The organism is Bacillus cereus group sp. MYBK227-1 (assembly GCF_051916325.1).
Classification (GTDB): Bacteria; Bacillota; Bacilli; order Bacillales; family Bacillaceae_G; genus Bacillus_A; species Bacillus_A cereus.
In genome coordinates, this window is sequence record NZ_JBQAGK010000001.1 from 846,044 (window position 1) to 860,140 (window position 14,097).

Genomic DNA, 14,097 nt, shown 5'->3' on the forward strand with positions numbered 1-14,097 from the left:
TATTTCATAGTAGTGGAGGCGCTTAAATGGAGATTAAACGTACGACAATTGAAGATAAGGCGTTACAACCATTAAAACAGCCTGCAGCTATTTCGGAGCATGAAATCCAGAAAGAACGAAAGCGTAGCAATTTAGTGTTTACTGGACATTCTAAAATTATTTCGAAAAATAATGAAATAGGTATTTTACTTGCAAGTTTAAGTGATGGAAAGATTATGAAGGAAATGCTTTCTAAAGAGATGGATACAGTGTTACAACTTTTTAAAAAGTTACATACGTTATCTGGAGAAGGTAAGCAAACAGAAAAAATATTTGAACAAGTAATTAGAAGCCTACAAGGGCTTGTTAAGCAGGCGCATATAAAAGAACTTCCTTTGTTAGATGGAACATATGATTTCGCTGAAGTACAACTATCATTTGGTAGAAAAGTACATATTCCGTTACTAGATGTGAGTGCACTTATCTCTAGAGTGGAAAGTGATTCTTCAGAAGGAAATATAAATTTGATGGTAACGGTTATTACTGCTTATATAACGAAATTGTCTAACGAAACAATTTTAATTAGTGTTACAGACCGCATTGCTAAAGATCGGGATGTAAGTGTATGGAGAGCGCTTGCGGAAATGAACATGACACAATTATCACAGGCATTGAAACAAACGATGCAAGAACATAAATGGTCTATGACGCTTCTTTTTCTCTTTGTATGGATTGTCGGTATTATTTTAATTCGAGTTATGTAAAAAGGTCGTCACTCCATTGTGACGACCTCTTTTATATTTTTTCGTAGAAGAATGTATCAAATCGCTGAAGATTGTAACGCTCGGGTGTTAAAATTTGTTCCGTACTACCAACAAATAGTACACCGCCTTTTCGTAAAGAACGACTAAATTTTTCGTAAAGTTTTACTCTTGCTTCTTCTGTGAAATATATCATTACATTGCGACAAATAATCAAATCATAATTTGTATCGAATGACTGCATTAAAAGGTCATGTTGTTTAAACGAGACGTTTTGTTTAATGTTTTGATGCAATGAATATAGATCATTCTCTTTTGTGAAATGACGTTCTTTCAAATCAGTAGGTAATTCCTTTAAAGAACGTTCTGTATATTGACCGCGTTTTGCGGTTTCTAAAATATGAAAATCAAGATCTGTTGCTTGAATTTCAAAACGAAATGGAGCAAGATGCTTCGATAAAATTAAAGAGAGTGTATACGGTTCTTCACCAGCAGCGCAAGCGGCACTCCATACCTTTAATTTTCCGCTATTTTGTTCGAGTAATTTTGGTAGTGCTTTCGACTCTAAAGTTTGCCATCGTTCTTTATTTCTAAAAAACTCTGAAACGTTAATTGTAATATAGTCAATAAAATTTAAAAATAAATTTTGATCAGCGCGTAATTTGTTTAAAAAATTAGTGTAGTTTTCGAAGCCTTTTCTCGAAATGAAAGCATCGATTCTACGGCGCATTCTATCTTGTTTATATGAAGCGATGTCCATATTGAATTGTTGTTTAAAACTCGCGATAAAATGATCATAATCTTGTTCAATTATCATATTTACAATGGGCACAATAATGATATTGTGCCTCCCCCTTTACATCATACGAATTTTTTGTTCAAAGCTTTTTTTCATTTGCTTTTCATGTAATCCTGGTAAATCATAAATGACAGCATCAATACCTGCTTCTTTTGCAACATCGACAGGGATGACAGATGTATGTTTGTCCCCATTATAAAAACAGAGAACTAAATCAGTGTCTTCAATAATTTGTTTAACAAAAAACATATAATCTGATCGGTAAATGGAGTCAGAAGGATGATCAAAAGCAACATATTCGGCTCCGTGTTTTTTTAAGTAATCAACGACTTCTTGAAATTCATCTGTAATTGCTTGCAATGGTTGCAGCGTGTAAAGGCATAAATTTTGAGCGAGTCTTTCATTCTCAACGAAAAAACGAAGAACCTCATTTTCAATAGATTTATAACATAATATGTAAATTTTATGTTTGTGAGCATAGTCAGTTAAAAATTTTTTAATTTCTTCTTGATCTAATGCTGTTAATTGATTTGAACCACAAAGGAAAATATTCATAGAATTGTGCCACCTCATGCTAAATTGTAACATATCTTTTATAAAAAATAACTGCAAAATATTACTGTTCAGAGTATAATTATAAATAACTGGATTTTACGATTAAGTTTAGGAAGAAATAAAAAAATAAATAGGTGATATATATGCTACGTTCTATCTCGCATAATCCAATTTTATCGCATATACCGCCTGCTACTCAAATGCCGAAAGAAGCAAATGTCAGAACAGGACTTGCATTTTCGGATAATTTGCATGCAGATCCGAAAAAAGATAAATTACTAGAACAAATGGAAGCGTTTGTCGATAATATTGGAGAAATTAAAGAGAAAATTGAAATGGAATTAACGCTTGATAATGTAATGGAATACAAAAATACAGTAAAATCATTTTTGAATTTCTACGTTGATAATGTATTGCAGTATAAAGATGTCATGTCTCGTCACCCACGTTACGGATATTCACAGAAAATGACGATTGTGAAACAGGCAGAAATGGGATTGAATGAATTAGAAGATGTTATGAATTTAATTAACACGAAAACAGGACATTTAGAAATGTTAAATCAAATTGGAGAAATCCATGGCTTAATTGTAAATTTAGTCTTGTAAAAGGAAGGAAGCTATATGTACATACAATTATATGAAAAGCTTGTTATTATACAAAAAGCGTATGAAAATATTCAAGCGCTTGGAGAGCAAATATATGAGAATTTAAAAAATAAAAATGTAAATGCAGTTCAAAAGTTACAAGTAGAGCAATTGCAGTACATTGATGGTTTAAAAGGGTTATCAAGCTCATTTGAAGAAATGGTTGTTCAGTTCTGTAAAGAACAAGGAGTTGAATCGTTTCGTGTAAGTGCGTTATTTTCGTATTTTTCTCAAGAAGAAATTGAAAAAATGAAAGAATTACAAAAAAACGTAACTGAATTAGAAGAGAATGTAAAAATGATTCTTTTGAAAAATCAATATTACTTAAACGTACTATTAAAAACTACAGAAAGTATTGTGGATTCTGTTTCTGAATATAATTTAGAGCGAAACAATAATTCGCAAATCTTTATGAACGAACTATTGTAAAGGAGAAGTGAAGCTTTATGAGATTATCTGATTATAATACACCGCTATCGGGCATGTTAGCGGCTCAAATGGGGTTACAAACAACGAAACAAAACTTGTCTAATATTCATACACCGGGTTATGTGCGTCAAATGGTGAATTACGGATCTGTTGGAGCAAGCAATGGTCATACGCCAGAACAGAGAATTGGTTACGGTGTACAAACGCTAGGTGTTGACCGTATTACTGATGAGGTAAAGACGAAGCAGTTTAATGATCAATTATCTCAACTCTCTTACTATAACTACATGAATTCGACTTTATCACGTGTAGAGTCTATGGTTGGAACGACAGGAAAGAATTCATTATCTAGTTTAATGGACGGTTTCTTTAATGCCTTTCGTGAAGTAGCAAAAAATCCAGAGCAACCAAACTACTACGATACATTAATTTCTGAAACTGGGAAGTTCACAAGTCAAGTGAATCGTCTTGCGAAAAACTTAGATACAGTGGAAGCACAGACAGCAGAAGATATTGAGGCGCATGTTAATGAATTTAATCGTCTTGCTGCTAGTTTAGCAGAAGCGAATCATAAAATTGGACAAGCAGGTACACAAGTGCCGAATCAACTTTTAGACGAAAGAGATCGCATCGTTACAGAGATGTCTAAGTATGCAAACATCGAAGTATCTTATGAATCTATGAATCCTAATATCGCGAGTGTTAGAATGAATGGTATTTTAACAGTAAATGGACAAGATACATATCCACTTCAATTAAATAAAGAAAAAGACCCAATGTCAGTTGAGATTTACGGTTCAGAAATCTCTGTAACTAGCGGAGCGATAAAATCAGCGATTGATACGAAAGCGAAGATTGTTGATTATAAAAAAAATCTCGAAGACTTAATGAGTTCAATGAAAAATCAAGTGAATACAGTGATGGGAAAAGATTTCTTCGTTGGAGATTATGCGAAGGATATGAAGTTAAATCCAGAATTCCAAAAAGATGTTTCGAAAATGAAAATGTCTGCTGAAACAGCAAATAAACTAGCAGCAGTTACAGATGACGATTATAAAGAAGGTCTTTCTTATAAACAAGCATTAGACCAATTTATAGTTCGTGTTGCATCTGATAAAAGTGCAGTAAATGGTTATCAAAAAATTCATGGCGACTTACTAGAAGGTATTCAACAAGAAAAAATGAGCGTTGAAGGTGTAAATATGGAAGAGGAAATGGTAAATTTAATGGCCTTCCAAAAATATTTCGTCGCAAACTCTAAAGCTATTACTACGATGAATGAAGTGTTTGATAGTCTATTTTCGATTATTCGATAAGTGATAATAATTGATTGGAAATATATAAGGAGGAGATAGAAATGAGAGTATCTACATTTCAAAATGCAAACTGGGCAAAGAATCAGTTAATGGATTTGAATGTGCAACAACAATACCATAGAAACCAAGTAACTTCAGGGAAGAAAAATCTTCTTATGAGTGAAGATCCACTTGCAGCGAGTAAATCATTTGCGATTCAACATTCATTGGCGAATATTGAACAAATGCAAAAAGATTTAGCTGACTCAAAAAATGTATTAACACAAACTGAAAATACTTTACAAGGTATTTTTAAATCTTTAACGAGAGCAGATCAATTAACGGTACAAGCATTAAATGAGCCAAATGGTGAAAAAGAATTGAAAGCCATCGGTGCAGAGATTGATCAAATTTTAAAACAAGTTGTATATTTAGCGAATACGAAAGAGCAAGGTCGTTATATTTTCGGTGGTGATAGTGCAGAAAAGTCACCATTTACAGAAGATGGTACGTACCAGGGCGGAAAAAATGATGTGAACTGGCAACTAAATGATGGTTATGAATTAAAGGCATTCCGTAACGGAGAAGCATTATTATCCCCGGTAATAAAAACATTAAAACAGATGAGCGAAGCGATGCAAAAAGGTGACCAAAAAGCGTTACAACCGTTATTAGGAGAAAATAAGAAAAACTTAGATGGCATCATTAACCGTACAACTGAAGTTGGTTCAACAATGAACACAATGGAGACGTTTAAAACAATTTTAAGTGAGCAAAATTTAGCGCTTCAAGAAAACCGTAAAGAAATTGAGGATGTTGATTTAGCGGTCGCAATTTCTGACTTGGCATATATAAATGCAACGTATGAAGCGACGCTTAAAGCGGTTAGTACGATGAGTAAAACGAGTATTTTAGACTACATGTAATCTATAAGGAGTGAGAAAAATGGCAGGAACAACGATGACAGGTATTGGTGGTAGACAACAGATTTGGAACCTCGGAAATAACATGATTGATACTTCTAACTTCGTTGAATTAGAAATGAATGCGTTAGATATGAGAAAGACACCGTATACGAAAGAAAAGAACGACCTTACAAATGATAAATTATTATATACAAGTTTGAAGTCAGAATTTAGTTCTTTTACACAAACTTTTAAAAACTTAGCGACTTTTAAAGGAAATGAGAAAAAAGTAACGACAACACAAGACGGTTATATTAATGTAAAAGCTGATGGTGGTGCGATTGCTGGTACTTTTAATATGACAATTACACAGCTCGCGCAACGTCATCAAATAGCTTCAAATGAAATTAAAGATATAAATGCAAAGCTTCCTAAAGATGAAACATTAAAACTAGGTGGTAAAGAACTAAAAGTAACAACTGATATGACATATAAAGATTTAATTAATAAGATTAATGATGGAGATTATGGAGTATCAGCTTATACACTTGGAAATAAAATTTTCATGACCTCGAAAAAAGAGGGAACAGATGGACAGATTAAGTTTGAGGCGAACACATCTACACTATTTCAAGATATGGGTTTAGCTAAGGCGGATGGCACAGCGCTCAATACAATCAATGAAGCACAAAATGCTAAATATAGTATTAATGGTATTACAGATGAAAGTTCTACCAATACAATTGAAGCTCTTCCTGGTGTGAAAATTGAGTTGTTAAAGGTAACTGAGCCGAAGGTAGAGGGAGCACCAGATGCTGGTGCAACAACAGATCCAAAAGCAAAAGGTATAGATTTAAAATTTACAGTAAATGACTCAAACGTAACAGACGCATCGAATGTTATTAAAAAAATGGTAGCTGATTATAATAAAGCTGTTTCTACAGTAGATATCTTTGCTGGAAAAGGTGGAGCTTTCCAAGGTCAAGCTATTATGCAAAGTGTACGTCAGGCAATGAACAATGTCGTAACATTTTCTCAAGATGGTAATTATTTATTCACATTTGGTATTCAATTAAAGCAAGATGGAACGATGGAAGTTAATGATGAAAAATTAACACAAGCATTAAAAGAAAAACCCGATGCAGCGAAGCAATTTTTCTTTAGTTCTAACGGTTTAGGAAAAATGATGGAAGAACCGCTTGATAAACTATTCGGTGATAAAGGTGTGGTCGGCGAGAGAGTTAAAAACATTGACTCACGTGTAAGTGATTTAGATAAAAAGATTAAAGATATTGAGACGCAAAACTTGCAAAAGCAAGATGAAATTGTGAAGAAGTATCAAAAGCTAGAGAGTACATTGGCGGCGCTTGATAGCCAACTAAAAACAATTAAAGCAATGACAAAACAAAAAAGTGATGATTAATGAAATTTGAGGAAGTGATCGTATGCAAGCATGGCAACGTTATATGCAAAATGATATTATGACGAGTAATCCGATTAAAAATACAATTTTTATTTATGAAAGATGTATTGTAGAGTTTCGTAATTTAGAAGAACTTTTACATACTTTTAAACTACCAGAAGGGGACGCACTTCTTGAAAAATTAGAACGTATTTTTGAAGAACTAAAGCTTCAATTAAATCCTGAAATTACGAAAGATTTATATGATAGTCTCTATGGTTTATATGATTGGATTAGCATTCAAATTCAAACGATGAAAGTAACGCGTGAAGCGAAAGATATTGATGCAATTGTGAAAGTGTTACAAGATTTAATAGACGGTTACCGCGGAGCACTTGAAAATGAACAATGATATTTATCGGACGTTTGTCAGCTGTTTTAATGAAATCGGTGAATTGCAAGTGTCAGACAGAGAGTTTGCTGAGAAGAGTGAGATGTTAAATCGCTGGATGATGACATTGGATGAAGAAACGCGTGCGCAAGTTGCAGCAGAAGTAAGCCCGTTCATTATTAAGGCAGCTCAGCATATTCGGGATAAGCAAAAGATTTTGGAAGAAATGATTATGACAAATGATGGGCGAATGAAGGCTAATTCATTTTACGGTAAATATTAATAATAACGTTTGGAAACAGATTCCCCTTTTAAAAGGGGGTCTATTCCTTCGTTTACATAAAGAACTCCGCTGATTGAGGTTTCATTTTATGACTGTGATGAAAAAATAATAGTAATCTAAATAATAGAAAAATGGACTTTAGTTGTAGTTTATATATTGAAATGTTCTATAGATTACTATGTGCATACAGTTTTTTGCATTCTTTTTTATATTTTTGTATTTTTCTAAAGACAACAATGAAAAAATGGAATAAAATATGTAAGGGTACATAATAGTAAATATTTTAATAAACGCATATAAGAAAATAAATAATGAAGTGAAACTTCTATCAGTGGATCATTACGTTAGAAAAGGAAGGGTGTGGAATATGCCAGATTTAGTGAGTGATGTAAGCCATTATATGAATTATTTAGTGACGAAACGAAATACTGTTTCTAGTAATATTGCAAATGCGAATACACCTGGCTATAAAGCACAAGATGTAACATTTGCTGAGCAGATGAATAAAAGTAGTGCGTTATATAAAAACAATGCGGCTGATTTAAAGAGTAATCCAGATTTATATCAAACGAATGAAATGCACTTGCCGACAGTAATTACGAAAAATACATATGCAAAGATTCAAACAAAATCAATGCAAACGAATAAAGACGGAAATAGTGTGGATGTAACGACAGAAATGCTAGATTTAATGAAAGCAAATCAGTTATACGGTATTTCAATTAACGCAATTAATACACAATATGCAATTAACCAAGCGGCACGCGGACGTTAAAAGTAGAAGGAGAGAAAACGGATGTTTCAGGCAATTAATGCAAGTGGCTCAGGGCTAACGACAGCGAGAAAGTGGATGGAAGTTACTTCTAACAATATTGTAAATGCAAATACGACGGCGGCTCCGGGGGCAGATTTATATGAGCGTCGTAGTGTGGTGTTAGAATCAAACAATAGTTTTGCAAGTATGTTAGATGGGGCTCCTACTAATGGAGTGAAAATAAAAAGTATTGAAGCAGACAAAACGGAAAATTTAGTGTATGATCCGACGCATCCACACGCAAATGAAGAAGGATATGTACGTTATCCAAATATTGATGTAACTGCTGAAATGACGAATGTAATGGTTGCTCAAAAAATGTATGAAGCGAATACAAGTGTATTAAATGCGAATAAAAAAATGCTTGATAAAGATTTAGAAATCGGCCGAGGATAAGGGGGAAGATCGTAATATGAAAATTCAACCAATGTTACATACACAACCATTTGGAGCAATTCAGTCAATTGGTGCACCGAAAACTTCTCAAACATCGGTAGCTCCGGAGAAAAAGTTTATTGATTTATTGGAAGATATGAATCAAACGCAAAACAATGCACAAACAGCAGTATATGATTTACTAACTAAAGGAGTAGGAGAAACACATGACGTTTTAATTCAGCAAAAGAAAGCTGAGTCTCAAATGAAAACGGCTGCTCTCGTACGTGATAATCTTATTGAAAATTATAAGTCACTAATTAATATGCAAATTTAGGAAAGTGGACGGGTGTGTTTAAATGGAAAAGATGAAAAATGTTATCCAATCGTTAAAAATGTGGCATAAGTTAGTAATCGGTGCTGCGCTTTTAGCGATTGTAACAGGAGCACTTTTATACTTCACCTTGCCAGATAAATATGTTGTTGTATATCAAAATTTAAATGATGCAGATAAACAAGAGATTACAGCAGAATTATCGAAGTTAGGTGTCGATTACCAATTAGCGGCCGATGGTTCAATTCGTGTGCAAAAGAATGATGCTCCATGGGTTCGAAAAGAAATGAATGGGATGGGCTTACCGTTTAATTCGAAAAGCGGTGAAGAAATTTTATTAGAAAGCTCTCTCGGTTCAAGTGAACAAGATAAAAAAATGAAGCAAATTGTCGGTACGAAGAAGCAATTGGAACAAGATATTGTAAGAAACTTTGCGACAGTTGAAACGGCAAATGTTCAAATTACATTGCCTGAAAAAGAGACAATTTTTGATGAAGAAAAAGCAAAAGGAACAGCGGCGATTACGGTTGGAGTGAAGCGTGGACAATTGTTAACAGCTGATCAAGTTGCGGGTATACAGCAAATGATAAGTGCAGCGGTTCCTGGTGTGAAAGCAGAAGAAGTAAGTGTTATTGATAGTAAAAAAGGTGTTATCTCAAAAGGGACAGGTGAAGCACATTCTAGTAGTTCCTCTTCTTACGAGAAAGAAGTAGAGATGCAGCATCAACTTGAAGGTAAATTAAAGCAAGACATTGATGCAACGTTAATGACGATGTTTAAACCGAATGAATATAAAGTGAATACGAAAGTATCTGTAAACTACGATGAAGTTACACGTCAGTCAGAGAAGTATGGTGACAAAGGTGTACTTCGTAGTAAACAAGAGCAAGAGGAAAGCTCTACTGCGCAAGAAGGGGCAGATACGAAGCAAGGTGCTGGTATTACAGCTAACGGTGAAGTGCCAAACTACGGTACGAACAATAATCAAAATGGTAAAGTTGTCTACGATAATAAAAATGGCAACAAAATTGAAAATTATGAAATAGATAAAACAGTTGAAACAATTAAGAAACACCCAGAATTAACGAAAACGAATGTTGTTGTATGGGTAGATAATGATACGTTAGTAAAACGTAGAATTGATATGACAACTTTTAAAGAAGCAATCGGAACAGCGGCAGGACTTCAAGCTGATCCGAACGGTAACTTTATAAATGGTCAAGTTAACGTTGTAACTGTTCAGTTCGATCAGCCGAAAGCCGAAAAAGAGAAAGAGCTAGAAAAAAGTGGCATGAACTGGTGGTTATTCGGTGGAATTACAGCTGGCTTATTAGCAATCGGTGGTCTAGTATGGTTCTTATTAGCAAGACGTAAGAGAAAGAAAGAAGAAGAGGAATATGAAGAATACTTAGCAGAAGAGGAAATTGCTGCAAGTAATGAAAGTATCTTGGAAATTCCTGAAGAAAAAATAGTGCCAGAGCCAAAACCTGAACCAGAAGAACCGAAAGAACCAACGTTAGATGAACAAGTGCAGGATGCTACGAAAGAACATGTAGAAGGTACTGCAAAAGTAATTAAAAAATGGTTAAACGGACAGTAAGGGAGGAACAACGATGTTAGATGAAATCTCCTCCAAAGAAAAAGCTGCCATCCTTATTCGTACATTAGAAGAAGGGGTGGCAGCAAAAGTCATTGAATATATGACAGCTGAGGAAAAAGAAGTATTACTTCGTGAAATCGCGAAGTTTCGTGTATATAAACCAGAAACGTTAGAAAATGTACTAGGAGAGTTCTTGTATGAATTAAATGTAAAAGAATTGAACTTAGTCACTCCAGATAAAGAATACATTCGTCGCATATTTAAAAATATGCCAGAAGACGAACTGGAAAAATTATTGGAAGATCTTTGGTATAACAAAGATAATCCGTTTGAGTTCTTAAATTCACTTACAGATTTAGAGCCACTTCTTACAGTGCTTAATGATGAGTCACCACAAACAATTGCAATTATCGCTTCTTATATTAAACCGCAACTTGCGTCTCAATTAATTGAGAGATTGCCAGATCATAAGCGAGTAGAAACGGTAATGGGTATTGCGAAACTAGAACAAGTTGATGGTGAATTAATTAATCAAATTGGTGAGTTGTTAAAATCGAAATTAAATAATATGGCATTTAGTGCAATTAATAAAACTGATGGCTTGAAAACAATCGTAAACATTTTAAATAATGTTTCACGAGGTGTTGAAAAAACAGTCTTTCAAAAGCTGGATGAAGTCGATTATGAGTTATCTGAGAGAATTAAAGAAAATATGTTTGTCTTTGAAGACTTACTTGGTCTTGAAGATCTTGCGCTTCGCCGTGTATTAGAAGAAATTACAGATAACGGCGTTCTTGCGAAAGCACTTAAAATTGCAAAAGAAGAAATTAAAGAGAAATTATTTACATGTATGTCTTCAAACCGTAAAGAGATGATTCTAGAAGAATTAGATGGCTTAGGACCGCTTAAGATGACGGATGCTGAAAAAGCACAGCAAACGATCACTGGTACAGTGAAAAAGCTAGAGAAAGAAGGAAGAATTATCGTTCAAAGAGGTGAAGAGGATGTCCTTATTTAAAAACAGAATTCCGAAGAATTCTGTTTCTTTTTCTGAAGAAACGTATGAATTACAATTTCCAAAACCAGCTTCAGTCCAAATAGAAGAGGAAGAATTACAAGCTGATCATGCAGAGCTTCGCGCCCAGCAAGAATCATTACATATGGAAATGAATCAGCTAAGGCAAGAGCAGAAAATGCTAGAACGAGAGCGTCAGCAGTTATTACAAGATAAAGAACAATTTCAAATGCATATTCATGAACAAATGGAACAGATGGAAGCAGCCCGTGTGCAGTTTCAAAAAGAACAACAAGAAATAGCATATGAATGGACAGAGTTATTATGGGATCAATCTTTTCATTTAGCAGAAAAAATCGTGAATCAAGCGGTAGATTCACGATTGCTTGATGTGTTACCTATTTTAACGGGCATCGTGCAAACATTGCCTACTTCGTTTGAAAAATTAATCATTACCGTACATCCAGAAACGTTTGAACGTATTCAAGAAGAGAAGGAAAATACGAAAGAATATTGGTTACTACAATTAGTAGAATGGAAATATGATTTTTCTCTGCAGTTTGGTGAATTTGTTCTGGAAGAAGAGAAAGAGTTCTTTGAATTTAAATTTGCACCTATATTTGCGAAACTTCGTCAGAAATGGGAAGAAGAGAAGTTATTTGAGGAGCAAAATGTATGAGCCGCCTGTTAATGAATGAGAACGAAAAATGGAATAAGTTCATTGAAACACCGCTGTATACGAAAGTAGGCAAAGTTCATAGTGTACAAGAACAGTTTTTCGTAGCAAAAGGGCCGAAAGCGAAGATTGGAGATGTTTGCTTCGTTGGAGAACATAACGTCTTATGTGAAGTGATTGCCATTGAAAAAGAAAATAATATGCTACTTCCATTTGAACAGACAGAAAAAGTATGTTATGGAGATTCAGTGACCTTAATTTCAGAAGATGTTGTTGTACCACGTGGTAATCACTTACTCGGAAAAGTGTTAAGTGCAAACGGTGAAGTGTTAAATGAGGAAGCTGAAAACATTCCATTACAGAAAATCAAACTAGATGCACCGCCTATACATGCATTTGAACGTGAAGAGATTACCGATGTATTTGAAACAGGAATAAAATCAATTGATTCTATGCTAACAATTGGTATCGGTCAAAAGATTGGTATTTTTGCTGGGTCAGGTGTTGGTAAATCAACTTTACTTGGAATGATAGCAAAAAATGCAAAAGCTGATATAAACGTTATTAGTTTAGTAGGAGAGCGTGGTCGGGAAGTGAAAGACTTTATTCGAAAAGAGTTAGGCGAGGAAGGGATGCGAAAAAGCGTCGTTGTTGTAGCGACGTCAGATGAAAGTCACCTTATGCAACTTCGTGCCGCGAAACTCGCAACGTCTATAGCTGAATATTTCCGTGATCAAGGCAATAATGTATTACTTATGATGGACTCTGTTACTCGTTTTGCCGATGCACGAAGAAGTGTTGATATTGCTGTTAAAGAGTTACCGATTGGTGGTAAAACACTGTTAATGGAAAGTTATATGAAGAAGTTGTTAGAGCGGTCTGGGAAAACACAAAAGGGATCTATAACAGGTATTTATACGGTGCTTGTTGATGGGGACGATTTAAATGGTCCTGTACCAGATTTAGCACGTGGGATTTTAGATGGACATATTGTATTAAAGCGTGAGCTTGCAACGCTTAGTCATTATCCTGCAATTTCAGTATTAGATTCAGTAAGTAGGATTATGGAAGAAATTGTTTCGCCACATCATTGGCAACTTGCAAATGAAATGAGAAAAATTTTATCAATTTATAAAGAAAATGAATTGTATTTTAAGTTAGGAACGATTCAAGAAAATGAAGAAAATGCTTATATTTTTGAATGTAAAAATAAAGTAGAAGGCATAAATACATTTTTAAAGCAAGGCCGATCGGATAGTTTCCCATTTGATGATATCGTTGAAGCGATACAGCATATAGTATAAGGCCTCTGCCCAAGAGGTCTTATTTTTTTGTTTTTTAATATTTCACAGATTTTTTTGGAAAAAAACTATATAATAGAAAAAGAGAACGTTATAATAGGAAGGGGCTATGAAAAAAGGTGGATAAACAGCAGTACGACACAATAAAATTGCAAATAAATCAAGAAAAAGAACATATTTTAAAAGAAGTGTATGAATTAACAGCTGAAAAAAGAAAAATAGAACAAAAAAAAGAATATGATTTATATGTTGTGAAATCGCGTGGTAAAGTCGTACAAACTGGGCAACGTATTATGGCTGGCATGCTTTCTTCACATACGTTTTCACCTGAAAGAATAGAAGAATGGAATCGAAAAATTAAAAAAACGGAAGGTTTTATTCAAAAAAATGAAAGCCTTTTAGAGCAAGTAAAAGAAAAAGAACGTGTCATTGATGAGATGTATCAAGAAGATTGCAAAAAGCTTGCGAAAGCACAAGAAAAGCTGGAAGAAAAAATGCTTCTTGATTTGAAAATGTGTATGAATGGATGAGGTGAA

General features: G+C 34.2%; 18 protein-coding genes. 16 read left to right on the forward strand and 2 right to left on the reverse strand.

Annotated features, from left to right (window positions below; translation table 11 throughout):
- Positions 1-26: 26 nt before the first annotated feature.
- Positions 27-743 carry a hypothetical protein gene (locus tag ACTFRM_RS04580; RefSeq protein WP_000403947.1) on the forward strand — a complete coding sequence of 239 codons (717 nt, stop codon included), beginning with the start codon at positions 27-29 and terminating at the stop codon, positions 741-743.
- Positions 744-774: 31 nt separating this feature from the next.
- Here ACTFRM_RS04580 and cheR read toward each other — a convergent pair whose 3' ends face one another.
- Positions 775-1,557: a protein-glutamate O-methyltransferase CheR gene (gene cheR, locus ACTFRM_RS04585; RefSeq protein ID WP_000582879.1), complete on the reverse strand. Its 783-nt coding sequence runs from the start codon at positions 1,555-1,557 to the stop codon at positions 775-777.
- A gap of 39 nt (positions 1,558-1,596) precedes the next feature.
- Positions 1,597-2,094, reverse strand: a complete 498-nt coding sequence (locus tag ACTFRM_RS04590) for a flagellar motor switch protein FliG (protein ID WP_001020110.1) — start codon at positions 2,092-2,094, stop codon at positions 1,597-1,599.
- Between the two features lie 143 nt (positions 2,095-2,237).
- Between ACTFRM_RS04590 and ACTFRM_RS04595 the strand changes: the two genes are divergently transcribed.
- The 15 genes from ACTFRM_RS04595 (at position 2,238) to ACTFRM_RS04665 (ending at position 14,091) form a co-directional block, all read left to right on the forward strand.
- Positions 2,238-2,702 (forward strand): YaaR family protein, encoded by a 465-nt coding sequence (locus ACTFRM_RS04595; protein ID WP_000946323.1) that lies wholly within the window; start codon positions 2,238-2,240, stop codon positions 2,700-2,702.
- Between the two features lie 15 nt (positions 2,703-2,717).
- A complete protein-coding gene (locus ACTFRM_RS04600; RefSeq protein WP_000275879.1) occupies positions 2,718-3,170 on the forward strand; it encodes a hypothetical protein in 453 nt (150 codons plus the stop codon).
- Between the two features lie 17 nt (positions 3,171-3,187).
- Complete coding sequence (gene flgK / locus ACTFRM_RS04605; RefSeq protein ID WP_001239710.1) at positions 3,188-4,486, forward strand: flagellar hook-associated protein FlgK; 1,299 nt, start codon at positions 3,188-3,190, stop codon at positions 4,484-4,486.
- Between the two features lie 41 nt (positions 4,487-4,527).
- A complete protein-coding gene (locus tag ACTFRM_RS04610) occupies positions 4,528-5,391 on the forward strand; it encodes a flagellar hook-associated protein 3 (protein WP_001266403.1) in 864 nt (287 codons plus the stop codon).
- Between the two features lie 19 nt (positions 5,392-5,410).
- A complete protein-coding gene (locus tag ACTFRM_RS04615) occupies positions 5,411-6,793 on the forward strand; it encodes a flagellar hook-associated protein 2 (protein WP_000929298.1) in 1,383 nt (460 codons plus the stop codon).
- Positions 6,794-6,815: 22 nt separating this feature from the next.
- Positions 6,816-7,184 carry a flagellar export chaperone FliS gene (locus ACTFRM_RS04620; protein WP_001149512.1) on the forward strand — a complete coding sequence of 123 codons (369 nt, stop codon included), beginning with the start codon at positions 6,816-6,818 and terminating at the stop codon, positions 7,182-7,184.
- The gene (locus ACTFRM_RS04625) at positions 7,174-7,446 is read left to right on the forward strand and encodes a hypothetical protein (RefSeq protein ID WP_001058088.1); all 273 of its coding nucleotides are present in this window, start codon (positions 7,174-7,176) and stop codon (positions 7,444-7,446) included. Before ACTFRM_RS04620 ends, ACTFRM_RS04625 begins: the two co-directional genes overlap by 11 nt.
- Before the next feature lie 316 nt (positions 7,447-7,762).
- Positions 7,763-8,221: a flagellar basal body rod protein FlgB gene (gene flgB / locus ACTFRM_RS04630; RefSeq protein ID WP_373687514.1), complete on the forward strand. Its 459-nt coding sequence runs from the start codon at positions 7,763-7,765 to the stop codon at positions 8,219-8,221.
- A gap of 21 nt (positions 8,222-8,242) precedes the next feature.
- Entirely contained in the window at positions 8,243-8,656 is a 414-nt protein-coding gene (gene flgC, locus ACTFRM_RS04635; RefSeq protein ID WP_000484680.1) for a flagellar basal body rod protein FlgC, read from the forward strand.
- A gap of 16 nt (positions 8,657-8,672) precedes the next feature.
- A complete protein-coding gene (gene fliE, locus ACTFRM_RS04640; RefSeq protein ID WP_000701670.1) occupies positions 8,673-8,972 on the forward strand; it encodes a flagellar hook-basal body complex protein FliE in 300 nt (99 codons plus the stop codon).
- Between the two features lie 22 nt (positions 8,973-8,994).
- Positions 8,995-10,569 (forward strand): flagellar M-ring protein FliF C-terminal domain-containing protein, encoded by a 1,575-nt coding sequence (locus ACTFRM_RS04645; protein ID WP_440043100.1) that lies wholly within the window; start codon positions 8,995-8,997, stop codon positions 10,567-10,569.
- Positions 10,570-10,582: 13 nt separating this feature from the next.
- A complete protein-coding gene (gene fliG, locus ACTFRM_RS04650; protein ID WP_000883366.1) occupies positions 10,583-11,587 on the forward strand; it encodes a flagellar motor switch protein FliG in 1,005 nt (334 codons plus the stop codon).
- The gene (locus ACTFRM_RS04655) at positions 11,574-12,263 is read left to right on the forward strand and encodes a FliH/SctL family protein (RefSeq protein ID WP_000051693.1); all 690 of its coding nucleotides are present in this window, start codon (positions 11,574-11,576) and stop codon (positions 12,261-12,263) included. The genes fliG and ACTFRM_RS04655 overlap by 14 nt, the downstream gene beginning before the upstream one ends.
- Positions 12,260-13,564 carry a flagellar protein export ATPase FliI gene (gene fliI / locus ACTFRM_RS04660; RefSeq protein WP_000088686.1) on the forward strand — a complete coding sequence of 435 codons (1,305 nt, stop codon included), beginning with the start codon at positions 12,260-12,262 and terminating at the stop codon, positions 13,562-13,564. The genes ACTFRM_RS04655 and fliI overlap by 4 nt, the downstream gene beginning before the upstream one ends.
- Positions 13,565-13,680: 116 nt before the next feature.
- Positions 13,681-14,091 carry a hypothetical protein gene (locus tag ACTFRM_RS04665; RefSeq protein ID WP_000360854.1) on the forward strand — a complete coding sequence of 137 codons (411 nt, stop codon included), beginning with the start codon at positions 13,681-13,683 and terminating at the stop codon, positions 14,089-14,091.
- Positions 14,092-14,097 lie beyond the last annotated feature (6 nt).